Annotated in this window: 26 protein-coding genes; 25 read left to right on the top strand and 1 reads right to left on the bottom strand. The window is 47.9% G+C overall.

The genetic code is table 11. The features are described 5' to 3' along the window. Positions 1 to 16: 16 nt before the first annotated feature. From MUN34_RS09220 to MUN34_RS09195, 6 genes are all read left to right on the top strand, one after another. Positions 17 to 829, top strand: coding sequence for a purine-nucleoside phosphorylase (locus tag MUN34_RS09220; protein WP_247857616.1), 813 nt, complete (start codon positions 17 to 19; stop codon positions 827 to 829). A 50-nt stretch (positions 830 to 879) separates the two neighbouring features. Next, a complete protein-coding gene (locus MUN34_RS09215; RefSeq protein WP_247857615.1) occupies positions 880 to 2,181 on the top strand; it encodes a pyrimidine-nucleoside phosphorylase in 1,302 nt (433 codons plus the stop codon). A gap of 86 nt (positions 2,182 to 2,267) precedes the next feature. After that, positions 2,268 to 3,272: a S66 family peptidase gene (locus MUN34_RS09210; protein ID WP_026828816.1), complete on the top strand. Its 1,005-nt coding sequence runs from the start codon at positions 2,268 to 2,270 to the stop codon at positions 3,270 to 3,272. 103 nt (positions 3,273 to 3,375) lie between these two features. Then, positions 3,376 to 3,813 (top strand): peptidylprolyl isomerase, encoded by a 438-nt coding sequence (locus tag MUN34_RS09205; RefSeq protein ID WP_012369909.1) that lies wholly within the window; start codon positions 3,376 to 3,378, stop codon positions 3,811 to 3,813. Between the two features lie 97 nt (positions 3,814 to 3,910). Further along, positions 3,911 to 4,438 (top strand): type 1 glutamine amidotransferase domain-containing protein, encoded by a 528-nt coding sequence (locus tag MUN34_RS09200; RefSeq protein ID WP_026828815.1) that lies wholly within the window; start codon positions 3,911 to 3,913, stop codon positions 4,436 to 4,438. Between the two features lie 196 nt (positions 4,439 to 4,634). Then, the gene (locus MUN34_RS09195) at positions 4,635 to 4,982 is read left to right on the top strand and encodes a GNAT family N-acetyltransferase (RefSeq protein ID WP_026828814.1); all 348 of its coding nucleotides are present in this window, start codon (positions 4,635 to 4,637) and stop codon (positions 4,980 to 4,982) included. Positions 4,983 to 5,013: 31 nt separating this feature from the next. On the opposite strand, the gene MUN34_RS09190 is transcribed toward MUN34_RS09195, so the two are convergent. Next, positions 5,014 to 5,478, bottom strand: a complete 465-nt coding sequence (locus MUN34_RS09190) for a DUF309 domain-containing protein (protein ID WP_247857614.1) — start codon at positions 5,476 to 5,478, stop codon at positions 5,014 to 5,016. 94 nt (positions 5,479 to 5,572) lie between these two features. Between MUN34_RS09190 and MUN34_RS09185 the strand changes: the two genes are divergently transcribed. The 19 genes from MUN34_RS09185 to MUN34_RS09095 all read left to right on the top strand — a co-directional run bounded on the left by MUN34_RS09185 (position 5,573) and on the right by MUN34_RS09095 (position 25,036). Further along, complete coding sequence (locus MUN34_RS09185; protein ID WP_026828812.1) at positions 5,573 to 6,328, top strand: segregation/condensation protein A; 756 nt, start codon at positions 5,573 to 5,575, stop codon at positions 6,326 to 6,328. Beyond that, positions 6,318 to 6,890: an SMC-Scp complex subunit ScpB gene (gene scpB / locus MUN34_RS09180; protein WP_026828811.1), complete on the top strand. Its 573-nt coding sequence runs from the start codon at positions 6,318 to 6,320 to the stop codon at positions 6,888 to 6,890. Before MUN34_RS09185 ends, scpB begins: the two co-directional genes overlap by 11 nt. After that, positions 6,890 to 7,651, top strand: a complete 762-nt coding sequence (locus MUN34_RS09175) for a pseudouridine synthase (RefSeq protein ID WP_014969990.1) — start codon at positions 6,890 to 6,892, stop codon at positions 7,649 to 7,651. The genes scpB and MUN34_RS09175 overlap by 1 nt, the downstream gene beginning before the upstream one ends. A gap of 126 nt (positions 7,652 to 7,777) precedes the next feature. After that, positions 7,778 to 8,368, top strand: coding sequence for a redoxin domain-containing protein (locus MUN34_RS09170; RefSeq protein ID WP_026828810.1), 591 nt, complete (start codon positions 7,778 to 7,780; stop codon positions 8,366 to 8,368). 21 nt (positions 8,369 to 8,389) lie between these two features. After that, entirely contained in the window at positions 8,390 to 9,931 is a 1,542-nt protein-coding gene (gene resB, locus MUN34_RS09165; RefSeq protein WP_235188872.1) for a cytochrome c biogenesis protein ResB, read from the top strand. Beyond that, positions 9,928 to 11,094, top strand: coding sequence for a c-type cytochrome biogenesis protein CcsB (gene ccsB / locus MUN34_RS09160; protein ID WP_026828808.1), 1,167 nt, complete (start codon positions 9,928 to 9,930; stop codon positions 11,092 to 11,094). The genes resB and ccsB overlap by 4 nt, the downstream gene beginning before the upstream one ends. A gap of 187 nt (positions 11,095 to 11,281) precedes the next feature. After that, complete coding sequence (locus MUN34_RS09155) at positions 11,282 to 11,998, top strand: response regulator transcription factor (RefSeq protein WP_026828807.1); 717 nt, start codon at positions 11,282 to 11,284, stop codon at positions 11,996 to 11,998. 2 nt (positions 11,999 to 12,000) lie between these two features. Continuing rightward, complete coding sequence (locus MUN34_RS09150; protein WP_026828806.1) at positions 12,001 to 13,728, top strand: ATP-binding protein; 1,728 nt, start codon at positions 12,001 to 12,003, stop codon at positions 13,726 to 13,728. Positions 13,729 to 13,759: 31 nt separating this feature from the next. Then, positions 13,760 to 14,311, top strand: a complete 552-nt coding sequence (locus MUN34_RS09145) for a cob(I)yrinic acid a,c-diamide adenosyltransferase (RefSeq protein ID WP_026828805.1) — start codon at positions 13,760 to 13,762, stop codon at positions 14,309 to 14,311. Further along, on the top strand, positions 14,308 to 15,561 hold the full coding sequence (gene yfmF / locus MUN34_RS09140) for an EF-P 5-aminopentanol modification-associated protein YfmF (RefSeq protein WP_247857613.1): 1,254 nt from the start codon (positions 14,308 to 14,310) through the stop codon (positions 15,559 to 15,561). Before MUN34_RS09145 ends, yfmF begins: the two co-directional genes overlap by 4 nt. Next, positions 15,558 to 16,829 carry an EF-P 5-aminopentanol modification-associated protein YfmH gene (gene yfmH, locus MUN34_RS09135; protein ID WP_481804379.1) on the top strand — a complete coding sequence of 424 codons (1,272 nt, stop codon included), beginning with the start codon at positions 15,558 to 15,560 and terminating at the stop codon, positions 16,827 to 16,829. Before yfmF ends, yfmH begins: the two co-directional genes overlap by 4 nt. A 3-nt stretch (positions 16,830 to 16,832) precedes the next feature. Next, positions 16,833 to 17,537, top strand: a complete 705-nt coding sequence (gene ymfI / locus MUN34_RS09130) for an elongation factor P 5-aminopentanone reductase (RefSeq protein WP_247857611.1) — start codon at positions 16,833 to 16,835, stop codon at positions 17,535 to 17,537. 94 nt (positions 17,538 to 17,631) lie between these two features. Continuing rightward, a complete protein-coding gene (locus MUN34_RS09125; protein ID WP_012369925.1) occupies positions 17,632 to 18,414 on the top strand; it encodes a DUF3388 domain-containing protein in 783 nt (260 codons plus the stop codon). A gap of 27 nt (positions 18,415 to 18,441) precedes the next feature. After that, entirely contained in the window at positions 18,442 to 19,332 is an 891-nt protein-coding gene (locus MUN34_RS09120; protein WP_026828801.1) for a helix-turn-helix domain-containing protein, read from the top strand. A 64-nt stretch (positions 19,333 to 19,396) separates the two neighbouring features. After that, positions 19,397 to 19,975, top strand: coding sequence for a CDP-diacylglycerol--glycerol-3-phosphate 3-phosphatidyltransferase (gene pgsA / locus MUN34_RS09115; protein WP_026828800.1), 579 nt, complete (start codon positions 19,397 to 19,399; stop codon positions 19,973 to 19,975). A 70-nt stretch (positions 19,976 to 20,045) separates the two neighbouring features. Continuing rightward, entirely contained in the window at positions 20,046 to 21,290 is a 1,245-nt protein-coding gene (locus MUN34_RS09110) for a competence/damage-inducible protein A (RefSeq protein WP_247857610.1), read from the top strand. Between the two features lie 101 nt (positions 21,291 to 21,391). Further along, positions 21,392 to 22,435 carry a recombinase RecA gene (recA, locus tag MUN34_RS09105; RefSeq protein WP_026828798.1) on the top strand — a complete coding sequence of 348 codons (1,044 nt, stop codon included), beginning with the start codon at positions 21,392 to 21,394 and terminating at the stop codon, positions 22,433 to 22,435. A 193-nt stretch (positions 22,436 to 22,628) separates the two neighbouring features. Continuing rightward, on the top strand, positions 22,629 to 24,191 hold the full coding sequence (gene rny, locus MUN34_RS09100; RefSeq protein WP_026828797.1) for a ribonuclease Y: 1,563 nt from the start codon (positions 22,629 to 22,631) through the stop codon (positions 24,189 to 24,191). Positions 24,192 to 24,241: 50 nt separating this feature from the next. After that, positions 24,242 to 25,036, top strand: a complete 795-nt coding sequence (locus MUN34_RS09095) for a TIGR00282 family metallophosphoesterase (RefSeq protein WP_012369931.1) — start codon at positions 24,242 to 24,244, stop codon at positions 25,034 to 25,036.

The following is a 25,036-nucleotide window of genomic DNA, read 5'->3' as shown; positions in this document are numbered from 1 at the left end:
TAAGGGAGCGATTCAGATGACAGTCAATTGGAATGAAACACGTGCGTATTTAGAGAGTAAAATGCAGGCAAAACCAGAAATCGGTTTGATTCTTGGTTCAGGACTTGGTGTCCTCGCAGACGACATCGAAAATCCGATTGCGATTCCATACAGTGATATTCCGAACTTCCCGGTCTCGACAGTAGAAGGTCATGCCGGACAACTCGTCTTCGGTACCCTTGAAGGCAAACAAGTCGTTGCGATGCAAGGACGTTTCCACTTTTATGAAGGCTACTCGATGGAAATGGTTACATTCCCGGTCCGTGTCATGAAAGCAATCGGTGTCGAAACACTGATCGTCACGAATGCAGCCGGCGCTTGTAACGAAGCATTTGAACCGGGTGACTTGATGTTGATCACGGATCACATCAACTTCTTCGGAACAAACCCGTTGATTGGTAAAAACGTTGATGAGATGGGACCACGTTTCCCGGACATGTCAAAACCGTATGATGCGGAATTGTTGCGTCTTGCGCAAGAGACAGCCGATGAGCTCGGTATTACAGTCCGTCAAGGTGTCTACTTCGGGAACACGGGTCCAACATACGAAACACCGGCAGAAGTGAAACTCGCCCGGTTGCTCGGCGGAGATGTCGTCGGAATGTCGACGGTGCCGGAAGTCATCGTGGCCCGCCACTCGAATATGCGCGTACTTGGAATTTCGTGTGTTTCGAACATGGCAGCCGGAATTCTCGATCAACCGCTTCATCACGAAGAAGTCATGGAGACGACAGAACGTGTCCGTGCCCACTTCTTGTCACTTGTCCGCGGTTCAATCAAAAAAATGTAAGAATCTAAGCTCGATAAAAATACGAACGACCCCTTGAGGAGGAACTTATTATGCGTATGGTAGATTTGATTGCAACAAAACGAGACGGCGGCGAATTACAAACTGCTGATATTAAAGCGATGGTAGAAGGCTTCACGAACGGTGACATTCCGGATTATCAGATGTCAGCGATGTCGATGGCAATTTTCTATCAAGGTATGTCAGATCGCGAAATCGCGGATTTGACGATGGCGATGGTCGAGTCTGGTGATGTCATCGACTTGTCACGTATCCACGGTAAAAAGGTCGACAAACACTCAACAGGCGGTGTCGGTGATAAAATCAGTCTGATCGTAGCACCACTCGTCGCATCAATCGGGATTCCTGTCGCGAAGATGAGCGGACGTGGTCTTGGCCATACAGGCGGAACAATCGACAAACTCGAAGCTTTCCCAGGATTTGATGTGGAGTTATCGGAAGAAGCGTTCGTGACACAAGTCAACGACATCAAGATGGCGATCATCGGTCAAACAGGGAACCTGACACCTGCTGACAAAAAGCTCTACGCATTACGTGATGTGACAGCGACGGTCAACTCGATTCCGTTGATCGCAAGCTCGATCATGTCGAAAAAAATCGCAGCCGGTGCTGACAGTATCGTCCTCGACGTTAAAACAGGTTCAGGCGCGTTCATGAAATCATTTGAAGACGCGAAAGCACTTGCGACAGAAATGGTATCAATCGGTAAAAGTGTTAACCGGAAGACGATTGCCGTCATCACGGACATGGATCAGCCGCTCGGAAACGAAATCGGAAATGCGAATGAAGTCAAAGAAGCAATTGAAGTCCTGCAAGGGAAAGATGTACGCGATTTGAAAGTCATCGCCTTGACGATTGCATCACACATGGCAGTCCTCGGTGAGTTCTATCCGACGTTCGACGAAGCGTATGCGGATCTCGAAACACGTCTCGCAAACGGAGCAGCACTTGACGTCTTCAAGAAATTCATCGCAGCACAAGGCGGCGATGCGTCACTCGTCGACGATATGTCAAAAGCACTCGAAACGAAATTCGAAAAAGATTTCGTCGCGTCGAAAGCAGGATACGTCTCAGAAATCATCGCCGATGAAGTTGGTGTTGCAGCGATGATTCTCGGAGCAGGCCGTGCAACGAAAACGGATGTCATCGATCATGCAGCAAGCGTCACATTGTTCAAAAAAGTCGGCGACAAAGTCGAAGTCGGTGATGTCATCGCGACACTCCGTTCGAACAAAGAAACGCTTGATCAAGCCATCGAAAAAATGGATCACGCGTATCACATCAGTGACACGAAGCCGGAAGCACGTCCGCTCGTTCACGCGGTCATTCAATAAGGTTTTTTCTTACAACCGTCTGGGTTTCTTTCCCAGTCGGTTGTTTTTTGTTATAGTGAAATGAAGAACGTGAGGGGGGAACACAAATGAAACCAGCTCAATTAAACGTCGGCGATACGATTGCGATTCTTTCGCCGGCTTCTGCGGTCGCAGCTTATGTACCGCGTCGTCTGCAACGGGGGATTGAAACACTGGAACGGATGGGTTTTAAGGTCCTCGTCATGCCGAATGCGACAGCGGTTCACAGTCATACGGCAGGAACAATCGGGGAACGGCTTCAAGATTTACATATGGCGTTTCAAAACCCGGATGTCAAAGCGATCATTGCGACGATCGGCGGCTTTAACTCGCATCAGTTACTCGATGAACTCGATTACGACTTGATCCGGAATAATCCGAAAATCTTCATGGGATACAGCGACATTACGGCACTGCTGTCCGGCATCCAGACGAAGACCGGATTAACGACATTCGTCGGGCCTGCTATTTTACCGCAATTTGGTCAACTGCATGGTCTCGATGACTATACAAAAAAATGGTTTGAAAAAATGTTGATGCAGACGGAACCGATCGGTCAAATCGAAGCATCGGATGAATGGACGGATGAAGGCCTGCGCTGGGACATCAATGATGACCGGAGACGGACGCACGTCGTCAATGAGGGATACGTCGTCGCCCGTACAGGCGAGGGGACGGGACCAATCGTTGCCGGTAACCTCGGGACATTGCTGTTGCTTGCCGGGACACCATACATGCCGTCGCTTGACGGTGCGGTCCTGATGCTTGAAGACGACGAAAGTGAAACGCCGGAGACGATTGACCGGTACTTTACGCAACTCCGTCATCTCGGAGCGTATGATAAGATTTCCGGGATCGTCGTCGGACGTTTTCACAGTAAAGTCGAGTTTGATCCGGACTTCCCGCTGAAGGACATTCTGTTGCGGGCGACCCGCGGTTATGACTTCCCGATTGTGCTCGGAGCAGACTTCGGACATACCGACCCGGTCTTCCCGTTACCAAACGGCATTCGGATATCGGTCATTGCCGGTGAAACCGTTCAGCTCGAAATTCTCGAATCGGCAGTGGAATGAGTAAAAAACCTGCGTTTTTTGTGAAGATTTGATACACTAGGTAACGGAGCCACGAATGCCGTGGCGAACACCACAGCTGAAAAGCGCGAAAGGTTGGTATACGATGCAAAAAACTGGATATATCTTATTAGAAGACGGAAATAAAATTGAGTTTGAATTGTTTAACGACGATGCACCGATCACAACAGAAAACTTCGAGAACCTTGCGAACTCGAACTTCTACGATGGATTGAACTTCCACCGTGTCATCCCTGGTTTCGTTTCACAAGGCGGTTGCCCGATCGGAAACGGTACAGGCGGATCAGGTAAGACGATTCCGTGCGAAACGTCAACATCATACCCGCACAAACATAAAGCCGGTTCACTTTCAATGGCACATGCTGGCCGCAACACGGGATCGAGTCAATTCTTCGTCGTTCACGAGCCGCAACCACACCTCGACGGCGTTCACACAGTCTTCGGACAAGTGACATCAGGTCTTGAACATGCGACAAAAATGAAACAAGGCGCTGGCATTAAAGAAATTCGCGTCGAAGCGTAAGTGATTTCTTCCCTTCTTTGATCAAAGAAGGGAAGTTTTTTTTTCGCTCAATACGGGAAGTGACAACAAGAACTGAAAAATGAAGGAGCGATTTATGATGCGGTTAGCAGGAAAAAAGATTATTCAACTTGTCAGTAACGACTTTGAGGATTTAGAGCTGTGGTACCCGGTTCACCGGTTACGCGAAGAAGGAGCGACTGTTGACATCGTCGGTGAAAAGGCTGATGAAAAATATATCGGAAAATACGGTGTTCCGATTGTGTCAGACAAAACGTTTGACGAGATTAATCCGGCAGATTATGATGCGATTTTAGTACCGGGCGGCTGGTCACCGGATTTATTACGGCGATTCGATTCCGTCCTCGCGATGGTCCGTCACTTTGATCAGGTGAAACAACCGATCGGTCAGATTTGTCACGCCGGATGGGTCCTGATTTCAGCCGGTGTGTTAAAAGGAATCAACGTCACGAGTACACCTGGAATCAAGGATGACATGACGAACGCCGGAGCAATTTGGCACGATGAAGCGGTTGTAGTCGACGGACACATCATCTCGAGCCGTCGCCCGCCCGATTTGCCGGATTATATGCGCGAATTCATCAAGGTCCTTGAAGGAGCAAACTAATCCTCCTCATCTTATTGTACGAGTTCGCCTCTCTGTCAACGGACAGGGAGGCCTCGTTTTAAATAAGACGACCCGCCCATCTTTTTAGTCGATTTGACGAAAAGTGAAGCATTTCAGGTCGAGAAGGTGTAGAATAAACAAGTCTCAGTTGATCATGTTCCTGAGAGTTGTTGAAACTAGGAAGGTGTAGAATCAGATGCTAGTAAAATATAAAAAGTTGAATGAACGGACCGCGATGGGGTTAATCGCTTTTTCGTGCGAAGTGAAGGATCCGAAGTATTTGCTTGAAACGGTTCAAACCTATGAACAAGATGAGAATCAGCAGTTGTATCTCTATAAACAGGATGAAGATTTTATCGGCATCATCGGATTTCAATTAGTGGATGGCCACGCTGAATTGAAACATATCGCCTTGTCGCCATCGTTCCGCGGGGAACGGATGTCGTATATGTTACTCGATGCAGCAGAAAAGATGTTGCGGACAGAAATCACGGGTGCAACGGACGAAACGAGTCGACTTGTTGAGAAATGGAAAAATCAATAAAAACCGGTCCATGTAGCTACGGACCGGTTTTTCATTTTTTTTGACGTGCTGCAAGTGCCATCTGTCGTGCCGTGATGACGTCCTGTCGATCCCGGAGGACATGTTTATGCCGCAAGAACGATAGGTCCTGCAACTGTTCGATTGGCAGACTGCTGATCCGTTGTTCCAAATCGTCAGCGAGTGGCAACGGAATATGCTGGTAGTCGGGCTGCATGAACAATGGTTGTAAGGCAAGCAGTCGGGAGACGTCAATTCCTTGACTGGAAAGTGACCCGGCATGGCGTTCAAGTTTTTGGAACGCTTTCGGGTAGGTCCGCATCGCCCCGGGTACATTGCCGCGGCGGTGATGATAGCGGGCGACGGCAAGCTGAATCAAGGCGACGAGGGATTCATCTTGTCGTTGCCCGGCCTGCCACAGTTCTTCGAGCACTTCGTGGCATTCAAAATAGTCGTGTTGGACATTGAATTCAAAGGCAAATTGTTCGATTGGATGCATGGATTGATCTCCTTTCCTTTTAATATAGCATAGTCGAAATCAGGTGATGTGTGGTATACTAAGGCGCAAAAAACGTTGATGGGCAGGGAGAATCATGGAATCATACAGTGTAAAGATGGATGCGTTTGAAGGCCCGTTGGATTTGTTGTTGCATTTGATTGGTAAACTAGAGATTGACCTGTATGACATTTCCGTATCGATCGTCACGGATCAGTATGTGTCCTATATTCGGGCCATGCAACATCTCGAACTGGATGTTGCGAGTGAATACCTTGTCATGGCAGCGACGCTCCTGCAATTAAAAAGTAAACAACTGTTACCTGTCGAACAGACGGATTTCGAAGAAGTTCCGGATTTTGAAGAGGATCCGACACGTGAAGGGTTGATTCAGCAACTGATTGAATATAAAGCATACAAAGAAGCTGCACTTGTCTTAAAGGAAAAGGAAGAAGCGCGGCTCGAACTGTTTTCAAAACAGCCGGAAGACTTGATGACGTATCTGGATGCGGACAATCAAGATTACAGTGGAAACCTGTCTTTTAGTGATTTGTTGCGTGCTTATGAAAAAATGCGTCAACGCGTCGCCTGGAAAGTACGTCGTTCGAAAACCGTCAAACGGGAAGAACGGACACTTGAACAGCAGATGGTTCATGTTTCGGAATATGTTTTTGCCAATGAAGGAACGACATTTTTTGGTTTCTTTACGGAACAACCGACCGTTGAAGAATTGGTCGTCAGCTTTTTGGCCGTACTCGAACTGGTCAAACAACGGGTCGTCGCCTGTGAGCAAATGAACGACGACATCTTGTTGCGTGCCTTAGTGAAGGAGGAGAATCAGATTGGCGTATGAGCGAATCATTGAAAGTTTGTTATTCGTCGTCGGAGACGATGGAATCGATCCGCGTGGTCTGAGTCAAGTCCTTGAAATCAGTGAGGCAGCGGCTCGGGAACAGTTACATGCCCTTCAGACAATATTTGAAGCGGACGAACGGGTGTTGCAAATCGTCGAATCCGGCGGTGTCTTCAAGATGGTCACCCGTAAAGAAATGTCACCGTATGTGCAGGCGTATGCCGGGTCTCTTGCAGAGGACAGCCTGTCACGCGCTGCGATGGAGACACTCGTCATCATCGCCTACAAACAGCCGGTTACCCGCGCGGACATTGAAGTCATCCGTGGTGTAAAGACGGAACGTGTCATCCACACGTTAAGTGCAAAAGGATTGATTGATGAAGCCGGACGCGCCAAAGGCGTCGGGCGTGCCAAATTGTATAAAACGACGGATCATTTTTTGGATCACTTCGGACTGAACAGTATCGAAGAATTGCCGCCGCTTGAGTTTGAAGAAACACTTGAAGCGGACGGGGATTTGTTTTTCCGGAATGAACCGTCACTAGAGGAGAGAATAAATTAATGGAACGTCTACAAAAAATTATTGCCCAAGCCGGTGTCGCATCACGACGCAAGGCAGAAGAATTAATCACAGAAGGTCGCGTCAAAGTCAACGGGAAAGTCATCACGGAACTCGGGACGAAAGTCGGCGGACGTGCGGAAGTCGAAGTCGACGGTGTCAAACTGGAACGTGAAGAACACGTCTACTACATGCTTTATAAACCAACAGGTGTCGTCTCGACGGTAGAAGATGATAAAGGCCGTAAAACGGTCGTCGATCTTGTTCCTCCGGGTCACCGCGTGTTCCCGGTTGGTCGTCTCGACTACAACACAAGCGGATTATTGCTGTTGACGAACGACGGCGAGTTTTCGAATCTCTTGCTCCATCCGAAATACAAAGTACCGAAACGTTACATCGTCAAAATCAAAGGCGTGCCGGACTACTATCATGTCAAAGGTCTCGAAAAAGGTGTCGTCTTGCCGGACGGATTCAAGACTGGTAAAGCACGTGTCGAGATGCGCGATGTCGATAAGAAAAAGAATACCGCGATTTTAGAAATGGTCATCTATGAAGGCCATAACCGTCAAGTCCGTCAAATGGTCGAAACACTCGGCGCAGAAGTCATCAAGTTGAAACGGGAACAGTTTGGTTTCCTGACGCTTGCTGGATTAACATCAGGCGACTGGCGTGAACTTTCGAAAAAAGAAGTCAATCAATTGCGTGAGCTGGCGGATCCGGTTGCTCCCCCTACGAAAAGACGTAAGAACACAAAAAAACGTTAATTTGTAAAGCGAGAAGCTCAGCCTGCGGGTTGAGTTTTCTTTGTTTGTGACAAAACGATTAACGTATTTCACATTCTGTCAACAATTAAGCGATTTCAAGTACAATATGGGTGGAGGCGGTGCAACATGAAAAAAACGAATCAGAACCCGGATGAGCGGCTAGCAGCCGCGAAGCAAAAGAAGAAAAAACGTTCATTTTGGCGGTTAATGATCATGACGATGGTATTATTCGCCGGTGCGGTCGTTATCATGCAGTTTGTTGATCAGGCTACACGTGATAAGGACGGTCGTGTCCTTGCCGGAGATGACGCGCCAGGATTTGCACTTGTCGATTTGTATGGAGAAAAACAACATACGATGGACGAGTACAAAGGCAAAGGACTCTTACTCAATTTTTGGGGTACATTCTGTGAGCCATGTAAAAAAGAAATGCCGTTGATCAACGATAATTACGACATGATGCAAAAAGAAGGTGTTAATTTTGCAGCAGTCAACGTCGGTGAGACACCGGTCCGAGTATCAAGCTTCATCAAGGAAATCGGAGGAACCGACTATCCGGTCTTGATGGATACGAACAGTGCCGTCGAGAAAGCATACGGCATCTATAACCTGCCGGTGACCTTCATCATCAACAAAGAAGGTAAGGTTGTTGAAAAGTATGAAGGTGAAATTGACCAAGCGAAGTTAGAAGAAATGATCAAAAAAGCAAACGAGTAACGCATCGAGGGGGAATTTATGATGCAGCAGGAATATAAGCAACTGGATATGCGTTATGAGGAAGCCGAGCTTCGTTCAAAACGAAAAAATCAATCGTGGATCGACCGGACCTGGACGTTCTTTTCATCCGTTAAAGTCGGCTTATGGTTGATCGGGTTAATCATCATCGCGAGCGGAGTCGGAACCATCTTCCCGCAGGAAATGTACATTCCGCAAGCGGTTCCGCCGGAAGAATTTTACGGTAAAGAATATGGCACGGCCGGTGAAATCTATTATGCCCTCGGCTTCCATAACTTGTTTGAATCCTGGTGGTACATTGGACTGATTACGTTACTACTGTTATCGATCATTATCGTATCGATCGACCGTTTCTTCCCGCTGTATCGTGCGTTGAAGAAACAACCGGTCATCCAGTCCGACCGTTTTATGGGCGGTCAGCGATTTGGCGCTGAAGCGGCTGGGACGGTTAAACAGATTGATGCCATCGAACCGTTGCTGAAGAAAAAAGGCTACAAGGTCCGCCGACAAGACGGTTCCTTGCTCGCTGAGAAACAACGTTTTGGCCGCTGGGGTCCGTATATCAACCATATCGGGCTTGTCCTGTTCTTTGGTGGAGCGATGTTGCGAATCGTTCCCGGCATGCACGAAGACGAGTTGCTTTGGATTCGTGAAGGCGAAACGTTGCCGGTCGAAGCGACGGATAATCAGTATTATCTCGAGAACAACTCGTTTAACATCGAGTTTTATGACCCGGCAAAAGAGCCTGAGAAATTCAGAGAAGCTTTGAAACGGGCCGGCGGAAGTGTTCCGAAAAACTATGATACGCAGATGACGTTGTATAAAAAAACCGGAATGATGGATGATTTCAAACCGAAACTTGAAAAAGTTAAAACCGGTGAAACCGCCGTCAACCAACCGTTTGAATTCGGAAATTATCAAGTCTTCCAGGAACAATATGCAGCGGATCCGGAATTCAAGACGATGTCATTCAACATCGAGAATCAGAAGACGGGTAAAGTCATCGATACGATTAAAGTCGACTTGCGCAATCCGCAAGAAACCTACAAATTAAAGAACGGTTATGATGTTGAACTGAAAGATTTCTTGCCGGACTTCGTCGTCAAAGACGGAAAACCAACGACGAACTCGTCGCGGCCGGTTAATCCGGCGTTTGTCTTTACAATCAAATCACCGGAACATCCAAAAGGTGAACGGAGTCTGATCGGGATTAAGCTCAATGTCGGCGGCGATGAAAACCAATATAAGATGGGCTTCGCCGGTACGGAACTGTCGAACATCTCTGGTGTCCGGATTAAAAAAGATTTGACGCTTCCGTTCCTGTTTGCAGGCGGTATGATTTTCATGGTCGGGCTGTTACTTGGCATGTACTGGCCACACCGCAGACTCTGGTTAAAAGAAACAAACGGGCAGATTAACATTGCCGGATTTACGAATAAAAACGCACTTGGACTTCAAAAAGAAGTCAATCTCGCCTTGACTGAAGTGGGACTTCCGCAACTGGAAGACCGGCAGAAGTTGCGGGAAGAGGGGGAATCGAAATGAATCTGCTTAGTTTAAGCGGTAATTTACTGCTTACGTCTTTTATCTTATATCTGATCAGTACCGGATTCTTTGCAGTTGCGACCAGTGGGAAAAAGGGACCGACCCGTTCCGGTAAGATTGCTTTCTCACTCGCAATCCTTGGATTTGCAACGCAGCTTGGTTACTTCTTTACACGTTGGGCAGGAGCCGGACACGTACCGGTCTCGAACTTATATGAGTACACGACATTCTTCGGGATGATGATGGTGCTTGGCTTCCTGATCGTCTATGGTATTTACCGTAATAACGTCCTGGGATTAATTGCGATGCCGGTCGCGTTGCTTGTCATCGCTTACGCGTCGATGTTCCCAGATGAAGTTCAACCGTTGATTCCGGCACTTCAAAGTGTCTGGTTGAAAATTCACGTCACGACGGCAGCACTCGGAGAAGGAATTCTTGCGGTCAGCTTCGCGACCGGATTGCTGTACTTGATCCATGCGACAGATTTCAACAAAGAATCGAAAACACGGACATGGCTTGAAGTCGTCATGTTCTCACTCGTGTGTGTCGTCGGTTATATCATTGTCGGATTATTGTTTAACGCACTCGGAACGAACTCGACGATCGAATATGTCGCGAAAAACGGTGCGACGATGCAACATGACTATACGATGCCGGTCTTAACAGGTCCTGAAAACGGAAAAATCATTTCCGGTTCTGGCGCTGTCATCGAATTGCCGAATTTCCTCAATGCCAATAAAGTCAATACAGTCTTGTGGTCACTGATTGGCGGTTTCGTCTTATACATCCTGCTTCGTTTCGTCATTTTACGGAAACGTTTGGCAGAGAGCCTCAAACCAATCGCCCGTAAGATTGATCTTGAGACAGCAGATGAAATCAGCTACCGTGCGATCGCAATCGGTTTGCCGGTCTTCATTCTCGGTGGATTGATTTTTGCAATGATTTGGGCACAGATGGCTTGGAGCCGTTATTGGGGTTGGGACCCGAAAGAAGTATGGGCCTTGATTACCATGCTGTTCTATGTCTTCTACCTGCACATGCGGATTCAGCGCGGCTGGATCGGTAAAAAATCAGCGTGGTTATGTGTCGGCGGATTCGCCGTCATCATGTTCAACCTCGTCTTCGTCAACTTGGTCGTTGCCGGTCTTCACTCATACGCATAAGTAACGAAATCAACTAGTAGAATCATCATTCAAGGATGGACGACGGAAGAGAACTTCCGTCGTCCATCCTTTTTTGGGCGAGACGATTGATTTCCGCGGTCAGAGACGCTATTTCTTTTGTTTCATAGTATACTAGGAGAGTAGTAGGATAGAGTGAGACAGATTAGTTCATGGGAGGAATCAACTGATGTCAGAAGAAGCGCGTATTTTAGTCGTTGATGACGAGGAACGGATTCGACGTTTATTAAAAATGTATCTCGAACGTGAGAACTTTACGATTGAAGAAGCCGACAATGGAGAAACGGCTCTCGAGATGGCACTTGAAACGGAATATGATGTGATTCTACTTGATTTGATGATGCCGAAGCTTGATGGCATGCAGGTCTGTGAAGAACTGCGTAAAACGAAAGCAACACCGATCGTCATGCTGACGGCAAAAGGCGAAGAGACGAACCGGGTTCACGGTTTTGAGATGGGCGCGGATGATTATATCGTCAAACCGTTCAGTCCCCGTGAAGTCGTACTCCGCGTCAAAGCGATTTTACGCCGGGCCAGTGCAACAAAATTCCTGCATACGGATGCGAAAACAAAAGACGTCATCGTCTTCCCGCATTTGACGATTGATAATGATGCCCACCGGGTGACAGTCGAATCGCAGGAAGTCAACTTGACACCAAAAGAATATGAATTGCTGTATTTCCTGGCGAAACAGACGGATAAAGTCTTTTCGCGGGAACAATTACTGAAAGAAGTCTGGAACTATGAGTTTTTCGGAGACTTACGGACCGTCGATACACATGTCAAACGACTGCGTGAAAAACTGAACCGTCTGTCACCAAGTGCAGCCCAAATGATCACGACGGTTTGGGGTGTCGGGTACAAGTTCGAGAATAATCCCGCCTGACGATGAAATGGTTACAGAGCGTCGTCATTAAATTGTGGGGGACGATTTTATTACTCGTTTCCGTCGTCTTGATTGCCTTGACGATTTTATTACTCGAATTTTTTAATTCATTCCATATCGAACAGGAGCGGGGCCATCTGGCAAAACTCGGGCAGCAGGTCGAAACGGTCTTTCAGGCCCACAGCGGACTGGAAGAAGGATCGGCGACCGCTATCGAGATTACCGATATTTACGGGGCGACCTTGATTGCGACGACGAAGGACAATACGGTCGAAACGAATATCTCGGAAACAAAAGCAAAGCGGATCATCAAAGAACTCGAACGTCAGAACTGGAAAGCCGTTGACGGTGAAGAAGGGGAGACGGCCATCGGGAACTATGAGACGTTTAATGGAAAAGCGGCACTTGCTTACCGTGCTCCGTTCATCACGGAAAGCGGCAGCGGGACGATGTATCTGATCGAACAGTTGACGAACATCGAACAGGCGAATGAAGGGGCACGACAAATCATTCAGCTCTGTGTGTTGCTGGCAATCATCGGAACGACCGTCTTTGCCTTCTTCCTGTCGACCCGGATTACGGCACCGCTCCGCACGATTCGTCAAGCAGTCGTCGAGGCCGGTGAAGGAAAGTTTGATCAGAGTCTGACCCAGCGTTCGCGTGACGAAATTGGTGATTTGGCGCTTGCGTTTAATGAAATGAGCAGTCAACTCAATCAGTATGTCACGGATCTTGATAAGGAACGTCATTTGTTATCGTCCATCCTAAGGTGTATGGCGGACGGTGTCTTGACCTTCTCGGAATCAGGTGAGTTACTGGCAACTAATCCGCCGGCCGAGGCATTTTTGGCGGGTGGACCGGTTCCGGATGAGTTGATCGAATTGTTCCAGACGGTTATGCGCAAAGAAAAAGAAATGACGGTGTCCTTTGAACGGGATGGCCGCTTTTATATCATCATCGTCAGCCCGTTGCTTGAGCAGGAAGAGCAAATCGGAGCAGTTGCCGTCCTGCGCGATATGACGGAAGCCCAGCAACTCGAAAAAATGCGTGCCGACTTCGTCGCAAACGTCAGTCATGAACTGCGGACGCCGCTCGTCATGCTGCAAGGTTATTCAGAAGCGATTGTCGACGGTATGACGGAAAGTGATGAGGCGACAAAAGAGTTTGCGTCCATCATTTACGATGAGTCACAACGGTTGTCCCGCCTCGTCAATGATTTGCTTGATTTGGCACGGATGGAAGCCGGGTATCAGGAAAAACGGATTGAATCGATCGATGCGGTTCCGTTCGCCAACCGGATGATCAAGAAGTTCAAACAGATGGGGCTTGAAAAGCGGGTCTCATTTGAAGTGACCGGTCCTGACGCTCAGTTTGAAGCCGATCCGGATCAAATGGATCAAGTGATGACGAATCTGCTTGGAAATGCGTTGCGGTATACGGAAGATGGCCAAATTAAGATTGAAATCACGGAAGATAGGGAAACTATATCTTTATCTGTAATTGATTCAGGGGACGGTATTCCGGAAGAAGATGTTCCGTTCGTCTTTGACCGTTTTTATAAGGCGGACAAAGCCCGGACACGTGGCAAGACAGGAACTGGAATCGGTCTTGCGATTGTCGCAAACGTCGTCCGGTCGCACGATGGGGAAGTCCAGGTCGAAAGTGAGCTGGGGAAAGGATCCATTTTCCGAATTCAATTACCAAAAAAACAAAGGAAGCGAACTTTATGATTCGCTTCCTTTCGCTATAGGAGTGAGTCGTTTGAAAATCTATACTAAATCAGGTGATGAGGGAGATACATCACTCGTAGGTGGACGTGTCAAAAAAAATGATGTCCGGATTACGCTAATGGGCGAACTGGACGAACTGAACAGTTTTGTCGGACTGGCCCGGACAAAAGCGACATCAATCGAAGTCAAGGAACAATTGACAGTTATCCAGCACGTCTTGTTCGATTGCGGGAGTGACTTAATGTATGTCGAACCGAAAGCATCCCGTCTGAGCACGACTGCGACAGAAGATCTCGAAAGTTGGATTGACAGTCTAACGGAACTGTCGCCGCCGCTCGATAAGTTCATCTTACCTGGAGGCACGGAAGCAGCAGCTTGCCTGCATGTTGCACGGACTGTCTGCCGGCGTGTCGAACGGGCGATGGTGGATGTCGAACAGGCCCACCATTTATTACCGTTCATCAACCGTCTAAGCGATTTCTTCTTTACAGCGGCCCGTTACGAAAACGCGGTCAATGAAAAAGCGGACATCGAATATTTACGCAGTGCCCATGTGTTTAAACGAAAGGATGGAGAAGCATGAGTCAGTCATTTCAAACGTGGAACAAAAAAGGAACGACATTTCATCTCGTTCCGACCGATAAATTCAAGACGACGACGGTCCTCGTGACGTTTTCAGCACCACTCGAAGAGAAGACGCTGACGAGCCGTGCCTTGTTACCATATATCATGGAGAAGTCGACAGCCGCCTATCCGTCGATGAAAGCTTTACGCGAACCGCTCGAAACATTGTATGATGCGGGACTGTATGCCGATGCATCGAAATTCGGGGAAGAACACGTCATCTCGTTCCAGCTCGATGTCGTCCGCGGTGACCTTGTACGTCATGAGACGTTGCTTGAGGAAGCTTTAGATTTACTAGAACAGATGATTTTTTACCCTGACCTGACAGAGGGTGGATTCCGGGAACAGTTCGTCAAACAAGAAAAACGCTTGCATGCTCTCCGGATCAGCTCGTTATACGATGATAAGATGCGTTTTGCCCAACAGCGTTTGCTCGAGCTGATGGCACCGGGAGAAGCGGTTTCGTTATCTTCACTCGGTACACTTGAGGCACTGGAACAAATCACACCGGCTTCCTTACGCGATACATATCGTTCGATGGTCGAACAGGACCGGATTGATGTATTTGTCGTCGGTCATGTCACGCAAGATGAGATGGAAGATGCGTTATCGTTCTTACCTTCCCACGAGGAAAAGGCAAGTCATTATATTCCGGCTCAAAAACAAGTGATGGGTGTCAAACGTTCATCAGAGACGCAACCAATCAAACAAGGTAAATTGCATTTGGGATATCGTGTCAGTGTCGATCCGACGTCCGTTGATTCAATTCGGATGCAAATTGTTAACGGGCTATTCGGCGGATTCCCGCATTCGAAGCTGTTCATGAATGTCCGTGAAAAAGAAAGTCTCGCGTATTACGCAGCATCCCGTTATGCAGCTTTGAACAGTGCACTTTACGTCTATGCCGGTGTCGAGACAAAACAGGCGGAGCGAGCCGAGACGATTATCGGCGAACAACTGAAGGATCTCAAAGCGGGGCAGTTCACAGATGAGGAACTGACGCAGACGAAGGCGATGTTAATCAATGCCCGTCGGCAAATTCTGGATCAGCCGGGACAATTGATCGGCTGGTTGAATGGATCGAAGATGCGGGGACTGACGCTTGAAGATGAGATTCATCTCATCGAGACGGCAACACGTGAGGATGTCGTCCGTTTAGCAGCAACGATCGAGCTTGAGGCAGTTTATCTATTGCGAGGTGAAGAATAATGGAACAGTTGACGTATCACGATACAGACGAAACAGTATTTTTTGAGCAGCTCGATAACGGACTTGCTGTGTATTTACTTCAGAAAAAAGGTTACGAAAAGACGTATGCGACGTTTACGACGCGTTACGGATCGATTGATAACCGCTTTAAAAAAGATGGACAGTGGGTCAATGTCCCGGATGGCATCGCGCATTTTCTTGAGCACAAGATGTTTGAGTCGGAACAAGGGGATGTCTTCCAAGAGTTCGGGCGACTCGGTGCATCGGCGAATGCCTTCACATCGTTCTCGCGTACCGCGTATCTGTTCTCTGCGACATCGTTGATTGAACAAAATCTTGAAACGCTGATTGATTTCGTCCAGGATCCGTACTTCACGGAAGAGAGTGTCGAAAAAGAAAAAGGCATCATCACACAGGAAATCCAGATGTATCAAGATAATCCGGGATGGCGTTTATTTTTTGGTCTGATCGAATCGATGTATGCGAAACATCCGGTCCGGATCGACATCGCCGGTACGCCGGAATCAATTGATCAAATTACAGCGGACGATCTCTATACGTGTTACCGGACGTTCTATCATCCGTCCAATATGGTCCTGTTCGTCGTCGGTAATATTGATCCCGCCGAGACACTTGCCTTGATCAAAGCGAATCAGGCGAAAAAAGATTACACGGATCGTCCGGCAATCGAACGTGATTACGGCGTCGAGCCGAAAAATGTCTTCCGTAAACGATTTGAACTGGAACTGGACGTCAAGTCACCAAAAGTCTTGATCGGTTATAAAGACAATTCACTCGGTGGACAGGAACAATTGCGTCGGGAACTGACAAGCGAACTGTTGTTACACCTGTTATTTGACCAAACGTCTTCGACGTATCTCGAGCTGTATGAAGACGGCCTGATCGATGATACGTTCAGCTTTGATTATTCGAGTGAAGAAGAATTTGCATTTGCGACATTCGGGATGGAGACGGAAGATCCGGACCGCTTCATCACAGCATATGAAAAATTATTATCTGTTCGTCCCGAGTTCGAAGAGACGGAAGTCGTCCGGAAACGTAATATGATGCAAGGAAAGTTCTTACGGTCGTTGAACTCACCCGAATTCATTGCTAATCAATTCTCACGTCATGCACTTGCCGGAACGAATCTATTCACGTTACCGACCTTGATTGCATCGATTACCAAAGAAGAAATCGAAGCCCGGTTCGATGAATTGTTCGCGCTTGAAAATCGTGCGATTTCAATCGTTAAACCGTACGCTTGACCGATGCGGATTTTAATTACGGGAGCAAGCGGAGCGATTGGGCGGGCAACAGTCGTACGATTGGCAGCGGAAGGGCATGAATTGGTCCTCCACACCCACCAAAAACAACATGAGCTCGAACAGATGGTCCAACAGTTGCCTGTGACGACGGAAATCGTCACAGGCGATCTGTCTGACCGGGAGAACTTGATGACATTTTGTGACGGGTTACCGTCTGTCGAAGGATTCGTTCACATTGCCGGGACGAGTTTCAGTGGTCTGCTCGTCGATCAGTCCCGTTCCTCGATCGAGTCGATGATGACGTTGCATGTCGAATCCTTGATCCGGATTGCCCAGACCTTGACCAGTCAAAAAGCTTTTTCAACATCGCTTTCGATTGTTGTCGTCAGCAGTGTATTAGGCGAATTTGGTGCGGCCGGTGAAGTCGTCTATTCGACCTGCAAGGCGGCACAACTTGGGTTCGTCAAGTCGTACAGTAAAGAGCTTGGTGCGATGAACGGACGGGTGAATGCCGTTACACCGGGCTGGATCGAAACCCCGATGAATGCCGTCTTTTCAGCAGAAGACCGGGACCTGGCACTTGCCGAAATTCCGGCCGGTCGTTTTGGACGGGTCGAGGAAGTCGCATCCGCCATAACGTATTTAATGGGAGAAGATTCGGCTTACATGAACGGTGCCGTTCTTAAAATTGACGGCGGATGGATGTAGTCCGGTGAAATTTGCTTAGGGGAATGCTTTTCATTTTTCAAAAAATCATTTAACATGAGGGATGGATAATCGATTTGAAGAGGAGGCTGGGCGCGTGAGTGAATTCGAACAGTGGTATCTGGAGTACGAACTGAACGTCAATCGTCCTGGGATATTAGGGGACATCGCGTCACTCATGGGGATGCTACATATTTCGATTGTCACGATTAACGGTGTCGATCACCAGCGTCGGGGCATGTTGCTTCAAACCAAGCAACCGGATCAAATCCCGCGACTTGCAGCCATCTTAAAGACGATGACGACCATCGATGTGATTAAGCTTCGTAAACCGAAACTCCGGGACCGGATTGCGATTCGCCATGGTCGTTACATCGACCACAGTAGCGGCGAAATCAAGACGTTCCGTTTTGTCCGGGAAGATTTGGGGATTCTCGTCGATTTCATGGCGGAACTCTGCAAACAGGACGGACACCTGTTGATTGGTGTTCGTGGTATGCCGCGTGTCGGGAAAACCGAATCAATCGTGGCGGCGAGTGTCAGTGCCAATAAAAAATGGTTATTTCTTTCATCGACGTTAATCAAACAGACCGTCCGGACTTCATTGTTCGACGATGAACGGACAGGCGACTATGTTTATATCATCGATGCGCTTGTCTCACAGCGTCATTTCGACGAGCGGCATTGGCAGATTTTACGTGAAGTCATGCGGCTACCGGCTACAAAAATCGTCGAACACCCAGATGCTTTTGTTAAATCGAGCGAATACACGTGGGATGATTTTGATTACATCATTGAATTACGCAACTCGACAGAAGAAATCATTGTCACCGAACCACCTCGTGCCCATGGCGGGAACGATTGGTTCAATTTCGAATAAGTATTGAAAATGGAAGGTGTGTTACCGATGACTGAGCTCGGAACCTACTTAAAGGAACAACGGGAGACGTTAGGAATCTCTCTTGAACAAATTCAAAGTACGACAAAAATTCAAAAACGTTACATTGTTGCGATTGAAGAAGGCGACTATAAACAATTGCCGGGTGCCTTTTATGCACGTGCCTTTATCAAGACGTATGCAGAAGCACTTGGTCTTGATGTCGACGAAGTGTTTGCAACCTACAAACGTGACCTGCCGGAACCGGAAGCACAACCTGTCGTTGAGCTGTCTCGCCGGGCCACTTATTCCAAGTCAACGGCACCGAAGAAAAGTGTCGCCAAACGTTGGATTCCGAATATCATCATCATTGCTTTGATTTTTGCAATCGGTGTTGCCTTGTATTACGGATTCCAGGCGTTCCAGGACGGTGACGGAACGAAAACGGCGACGCCGAAACAAAGTGAGGTCACGATTGACGAAGGTGACGCACCAAGTGAGGAAGCCGATGCACCGGTAGCGGAAAAGCCGAAAGAAGAACCGGCGAAAAAAGAAGAACCTGTTAAAAAAGAAACGAAGAAACCGTTGGCAGTCAAAACGACAGCCGGTCAAGACATCACCTATGAAGTACCGGCAGATGGTACAATGAGTGTATCCATTCAGATTAAAAAAGATGCGTCACCGTCACCATTTGTTGGTGTACGGGATACTTCTTTAGAAGGACAAGCACTCGCGCCTGACCATATCAATGCGTCAGATCCAAATCCAATCGTCGTCAAAAATGCCAAAACGGACGTGATTCGGATTCGAATCGGTTCCATCAAAGGAATCGACCGGATTCTCGTCAATAATCAGGAGCTTAAGCTTAACCGCTCCCTCCTCGTTCAAAATATTTACTTGAAGAAAGTAGCCACGCCATAAGGCGTGTCTTCTTCATGTCAGCCGTTTTGCTGGCATACATAACCCGAAAAGGAGGGATACGAGAATGAACTTGCCCAATCAATTAACGGTCTTACGCGTGTTACTAATTCCCGTGTTCGTTGCCGTCTTAGCCATCAATCCAGACTGGGGACAGTGGGATGTCTTAGGAGCGGAACTACCGGTTTCCCACTTCGTCGCCGCGATGATCTTTTCCGTCGCCGCCATCACCGATTGGCTCGACGGGTATATTGCCCGGAAAAATAAATTGGTCACGAACTTCGGTAAATTCATGGATCCACTTGCCGACAAGATGCTTGTCGCTGCGGCACTCGTCTATTTAGTCGAACTTGAATTCGTCGCCGCTTGGGTCGTCGTCATCATCTTATGCCGTGAATTCGCTGTAACAGGACTCCGTCTCGTCGCTTCAGATGAAGGAATCGTCCTGGCAGCCGGAAATTCCGGAAAAGCGAAGACCTGGGTCCAGTTGACATCAATCATTGCCTTTTTACTGCATGATATCGGATTTGCCTTACTCAACATTCCTTTTGCGGAAATCACGATGTGGTTGGCGTTGATTTTAACAATTTATTCAGGAGTCGAGTATTTCTCGAAAAATATCAAATTAATTACGAAATCCATGTAAGTTGGATCAAACAAGACTGTTCGTCAACCCGAACAGTCTTTTCGTATAGTCAAGAAAGCGGGGATGTAAAATGAAAGCAGAAATCATTGCTGTCGGAAGTGAATTGTTGTTAGGGGAAATTGCGAATACGAATGCCCAGTATTTATCGGAGTGGCTTGCGACATGCGGCATTGACGTGTATTACCATACGGTCGTCGGAGATAACCGGGACCGGATGGTCGAAGTCGTCACACAGGCCCAGGAACGGGCGGAATTGATTGTCATTACCGGGGGGCTTGGACCGACGGAAGATGACTTGACGAAAGAGGTCGTGGCGGAACTGCTCGGACGGACGCTTCATGTGGATCAACCGGCCTATGACCGGATTGAGGCATTTTTAAAAACGCGGGGACGCACGATGACGGAGAACGAAAAAAAACAGGCCCTTGTCATCGATCAAGCCGATGTGCTAACGAATCAAGCGGGGCTTGCACCGGGGATGTCCGTTCATACAGCGGATCATCAATATATTCTGTTGCCGGGTGTTCCACGGGAAATGAAGCGGATCATTGCAGACCATTTCGACCACTTGTTAGGCAAGGAAACGATTAAATCCAGAACATTACGTTTCTTCGGCATCGGAGAGTCGGCATTAAACGACCGATTGGCAGAGCTCATCCGGACAGCCCGCAATCCTTCCGTCGCCCCGTACGCCGAATTGGCGGAAGTCCGCCTCCGTCTGACTGCGAAGGCGCTTGATGAACAAGTCGCCCTCGACATGCTCGATGCGCTTGAGCAGCAAGTGCTTGCCGAAGTCGGAAGCCATTTTTACGGCTACGGAGAAACGAGTTTACCTGAAGTCGTTCTGAATCGGTGCCGGGAAGCCGGCTTGACCTTGTCAGCAGCGGAGTCGTTAACTGGTGGTGCTTTTGCGAGCGGCTTGACCGACATTCAAGGAGCAAGTGACGTCTTCCGGGGCAGCGCCGTCGTGTATGCGGATAACGCGAAAGTGAACGTCCTCGGGGTGCCGCAGACATTGCTTGATGAACAGACGGCAGTCAGCCGGGACGTTGCCGTTGCGATGGCGGAAGGGGCACGCAAACTCTATCAGACGGATCTTGCCATCGCCCTGACCGGTGAAGCCGGACCGACAAGTAACAGTGGACGAACCGTCGGAACAGTCTATTGTGCGCTGGCACAAACAAGCGGTACACAAGTGCTTGAATTGACGTATCCGGCCTTCGACCGTGGTATGATTAGATTACGTTCCGTCAAGGATGCTTACTTCATGCTCCTCCAAAATATCAGCCCGACAGACGAAATGGGCAAAAGATGATTTCTTTCAACTATACGAATAAATGTTCGTAAAATGCTTGTTATTCGGTCTCAAAAGAAGTACAATAATCTCAGTAAGATAAATAAAAGGAGGCCTGCTACGTGAGTGATCGTAAAGCAGCACTTGAGATGGCATTACGCCAGATTGAGAAACAATTTGGTAAAGGTTCAATCATGAAACTAGGTGAAAGCCCAGATCAGAGAGTATCCGTAATCTCTTCTGGATCAATCACATTAGATATAGCGCTCGGTGCAGGTGGATATCCACGTGGACGGGTAATCGAAGTCTATGGTCCGGAATCTTCTGGTAAAACGACAGTTTCGCTTCATGCGATTGCTGAAGTTCAAAAACAAGGCGGACAGGCGGCATTCATTGATGCTGAGCACGCACTTGATCCGGCTTATGCTAGCAAACTGGGTGTCAACATCGATGAGTTACTGTTATCACAACCGGATACAGGAGAACAGGCACTTGAAATCGCGGAAGCTTTAGTCCGTTCAGGAGCTGTCGATATCCTCGTTGTCGACTCAGTAGCGGCACTTGTCCCGAAAGCCGAGATTGAAGGCGAAATGGGTGACTCGCATATGGGTCTGCAAGCCCGTTTGATGAGTCAGGCGTTACGTAAATTGTCTGGTGCAACAAACAAATCAAAAACAATCGTCATCTTCATCAACCAGATTCGTGAAAAAATTGGTGTCATGTTCGGTAACCCGGAAACAACTCCAGGTGGACGTGCCTTGAAATTCTATTCATCAGTCCGTCTTGAAGTCCGTCGTGCAGAAGCATTGAAAAACGGTACAGATATCGTCGGAAACCGGACGAAACTGAAAGTCGTTAAAAATAAAATCGCTCCGCCGTTCAAACAAGCGGAAGTCGATATCATGTATGGACAAGGAATCTCGAAATTTGGTGAATTGATTGATCTTGGAACAGATCTCGATATCGTCCAAAAAAGTGGAGCTTGGTATTCATACAATTCCGAGCGTCTTGGTCAAGGACGTGAAAATGCGAAACAATACATGATTGAACATCCAGATGTTGCGGATGAGGTCGAACGGTTGATTCGTGAGCATCACGGTCTCGTTGACCGCAAAGATCCAGTTGATTTTGAAGAAGGTCAAGACGAAGATTTGTTTGCAGAATAAGTCGAGAAAGAGTGGAATCGATTCAGATTCTGCTCTTTTTTTGTTGAAAAGAGGAAAACATAGGAATTCTTTCCCGCCCGTTCGTTGACAATGAACGAGTGCTATCCTTACAATATAGATGTACGTTTTTTAGACAGCTTCGATGAATAACCGAAATGAACTAAGAAACACCTTGTAAAGGGGAGGTGAACCCATGGGTACAACAACTTGGATTGTCATACTTCTCCTCGCAATACTGATCGCATTCATCGTAGGCTACTTCTTGCGGAAATCGATTGCAGAAGCGAAGATTCAAGGCGCGGAAACAGAAGCGACGAAAATCGTGGAACGTGCACAAGTATCAGCGGAAGCAACGAAAAAAGAAGCATTGCTCGAAGCGAAAGATGAAGCTTTTAAACTTCGGACAGAAGTCGAAAAAGAGCTTCGTGAACGTCGTCAAGAGTTAACGAAACAAGAAGGACGATTGCTCCAAAAAGAAGAGACACTCGATCGCCGTGTTGATTCCATCGACCGTAAGGAAGAACAAATCAATACGCGGGATGCAGAGATCGCGAAACGGAAGCATCAAGCTGAAGAGTTAGAACGCAAAGTAGAGGACCTGTATGAACAGGGACGCCAAGAGCTCGTCCGTGTTGCGAATCTTTCGCAAGACGAGGCTAGAGCTATCATCATGGATGAGACGAAACAAGCTGCTATGCATGACGCAGCGATTCTTCAAAAAGAAATCGAACAAAAAGCAAAAGAAGAAGCAGACAAAAAAGCACGCAACATTCTTTCACTTGCGATTCAACGGTTCGCCGCGGAACATATCGCAGAGACGACGGTTTCTGTCGTCAACTTGCCGAATGACGAAATGAAAGGTCGTATCATCGGTCGTGAAGGTCGAAACATTCGGACGCTTGAAACGTTGACAGGTATCGATTTAATCATCGATGACACACCAGAAGCGGTTATCTTATCCGGGTTTGATCCGATTCGCCGGGAAGTGGCAAAAATGGCACTTGAAAAACTCGTTCAAGACGGTCGGATTCACCCGGCACGGATTGAAGAGATGGTCGACAAGTCACGTCGGGAAGTCGATGAACGGATTCGTGAAATCGGTGAAGAAGCGACATATGATGTCGGCATTCACGGGATTCATCCAGATCTCGTCAAAATTCTCGGTCGCTTGAAGTATCGGACTAGTTACGGTCAAAACGTATTGTTCCATTCACTCGAAGTCGCGCATCTTGCCGGTATGATGGCAGCTGAGCTCGGAGAAGATGTAACACTTGCGAAACGGGCCGGTCTCCTGCACGATATCGGGAAAGCGATTGACCACGAAGTGGAAGGAAGTCACGTTGAAATCGGTGTGGAACTTGGTACGAAGTACAAAGAACATCCAACCGTCATCAATGCGATTGCTTCCCACCACGGGGATACGGAAGCGACATCTGTCATTTCCGTTCTGGTCGCAGCCGCAGATGCCTTATCTGCCGCCCGTCCAGGTGCACGTCAAGAAACACTCGAGAGTTACATCCGACGTCTTGAACGTCTGGAAGAAATCTCAGAATCGTTTGACGGGGTAGAGAAGTCCTTTGCGATTCAAGCTGGTCGTGAAGTACGGATCATCGTTCGTCCTGATGTCGTCGACGATGTCCTTGCCCATAAGATGGCAAGTGATATCCGGAAAAAAATCGAAGAAGAACTCGATTATCCGGGTCATATCAAAGTCACGGTCATTCGGGAAACACGAGCGGTCGAATACGCAAAATAAGCAAAGTGGCGGGCGACCGCCACTTTTTTAATTACTTGGAGGTATGTTTCATGAAAATCTTATTTATCGGAGATGTCGTCGGGGCACCCGGCCGTCATATCTTACAGCAGTTCACGGCACGTATTAAATCCAAATACAATCCGACGGTCATGCTCGTCAATGGAGAAAATGCAGCGCATGGCCGTGGAATCACGAAATCGATTTATCATCAGTTACTTGAACTTGGGTTCCACGGTGTCACGATGGGCAACCATACGTTTGACAATCGCGATATCTTTGACTGGATTGATGACGCGGACCGGATTGTCCGTCCGGCGAATTATCCGGAAGGGACACCCGGCCGCGGGATGATGGTCTTAAAAGTCGGCAATAAGAAAATCGCGGTCATCAACGTCCAGGGAACCGTTTTCTTGCCACCGCTCGGCGATCCTTTCCGGACTGTGGATGAGCTGATTGCTGAAGTCGAAGGCGAGGTCGATGCGATTTTCGTTGATGTCCACGCGGAAGCAACAAGTGAAAAAATCGCGATGGGCTATCACTTGGCGGGTCGTGTCCAAGCGGTTGTCGGGACACATACTCACGTCCAGACAGCTGACGAACGGATTCTTGAAGGCGGAACGGCTTACATCACGGATGTCGGCATGACAGGACCGCTCGATGGTGTCCTCGGGATGCGAAAAGAAGATGTCTTACGAAAATTTAAAACACAGCTCCCAACCCGGTTTGAAGTTGCAGAAGGACGGGAACAATTAAATGGAGTCTTGATTCATATTGATGATGTATCAAAAAAAGCAACGAAGATTGAACGCATCCATTTGACGGATCAATCGATTTTCTTTGATTGA

Source organism: Exiguobacterium sp. 17-1 (assembly GCF_023096305.1).
GTDB lineage: Bacteria > Bacillota > Bacilli > Exiguobacteriales > Exiguobacteriaceae > Exiguobacterium_A > Exiguobacterium_A sibiricum_A.
Note: the sequence above shows the minus strand (reverse complement) of the source record. Positions and strands in the feature narration are given on the sequence as shown.

Bases quoted from the DNA above. Each gene is read 5' to 3' on its own strand.
- MUN34_RS09150 (WP_026828806.1), top strand. From the start codon at position 12,001: ATGAAATGGTTACAGAGCGTCGTCATTAAATTGTGGGGGACGATTTTA.
- MUN34_RS09185 (WP_026828812.1), top strand. From the start codon at position 5,573: ATGGAATCATACAGTGTAAAGATGGATGCGTTTGAAGGCCCGTTGGAT.
- MUN34_RS09205 (WP_012369909.1), top strand. From the start codon at position 3,376: ATGCAAAAAACTGGATATATCTTATTAGAAGACGGAAATAAAATTGAG.
- MUN34_RS09220 (WP_247857616.1), top strand. From the start codon at position 17: ATGACAGTCAATTGGAATGAAACACGTGCGTATTTAGAGAGTAAAATG.
- MUN34_RS09155 (WP_026828807.1), top strand. From the start codon at position 11,282: ATGTCAGAAGAAGCGCGTATTTTAGTCGTTGATGACGAGGAACGGATT.
- MUN34_RS09170 (WP_026828810.1), top strand. From the start codon at position 7,778: ATGAAAAAAACGAATCAGAACCCGGATGAGCGGCTAGCAGCCGCGAAG.
- ccsB (WP_026828808.1), top strand. From the start codon at position 9,928: ATGAATCTGCTTAGTTTAAGCGGTAATTTACTGCTTACGTCTTTTATC.
- MUN34_RS09120 (WP_026828801.1), top strand. From the start codon at position 18,442: ATGACTGAGCTCGGAACCTACTTAAAGGAACAACGGGAGACGTTAGGA.
- MUN34_RS09110 (WP_247857610.1), top strand. From the start codon at position 20,046: ATGAAAGCAGAAATCATTGCTGTCGGAAGTGAATTGTTGTTAGGGGAA.
- MUN34_RS09175 (WP_014969990.1), top strand. From the start codon at position 6,890: ATGGAACGTCTACAAAAAATTATTGCCCAAGCCGGTGTCGCATCACGA.
- yfmF (WP_247857613.1), top strand. From the start codon at position 14,308: ATGAGTCAGTCATTTCAAACGTGGAACAAAAAAGGAACGACATTTCAT.
- MUN34_RS09200 (WP_026828815.1), top strand. From the start codon at position 3,911: ATGCGGTTAGCAGGAAAAAAGATTATTCAACTTGTCAGTAACGACTTT.
- pgsA (WP_026828800.1), top strand. From the start codon at position 19,397: ATGAACTTGCCCAATCAATTAACGGTCTTACGCGTGTTACTAATTCCC.
- MUN34_RS09195 (WP_026828814.1), top strand. From the start codon at position 4,635: ATGCTAGTAAAATATAAAAAGTTGAATGAACGGACCGCGATGGGGTTA.
- MUN34_RS09190 (WP_247857614.1), bottom strand. From the start codon at position 5,478: ATGCATCCAATCGAACAATTTGCCTTTGAATTCAATGTCCAACACGAC.
- rny (WP_026828797.1), top strand. From the start codon at position 22,629: ATGGGTACAACAACTTGGATTGTCATACTTCTCCTCGCAATACTGATC.
- resB (WP_235188872.1), top strand. From the start codon at position 8,390: ATGCAGCAGGAATATAAGCAACTGGATATGCGTTATGAGGAAGCCGAG.
- MUN34_RS09095 (WP_012369931.1), top strand. From the start codon at position 24,242: ATGAAAATCTTATTTATCGGAGATGTCGTCGGGGCACCCGGCCGTCAT.
- ymfI (WP_247857611.1), top strand. From the start codon at position 16,833: ATGCGGATTTTAATTACGGGAGCAAGCGGAGCGATTGGGCGGGCAACA.
- MUN34_RS09215 (WP_247857615.1), top strand. From the start codon at position 880: ATGCGTATGGTAGATTTGATTGCAACAAAACGAGACGGCGGCGAATTA.
- MUN34_RS09210 (WP_026828816.1), top strand. From the start codon at position 2,268: ATGAAACCAGCTCAATTAAACGTCGGCGATACGATTGCGATTCTTTCG.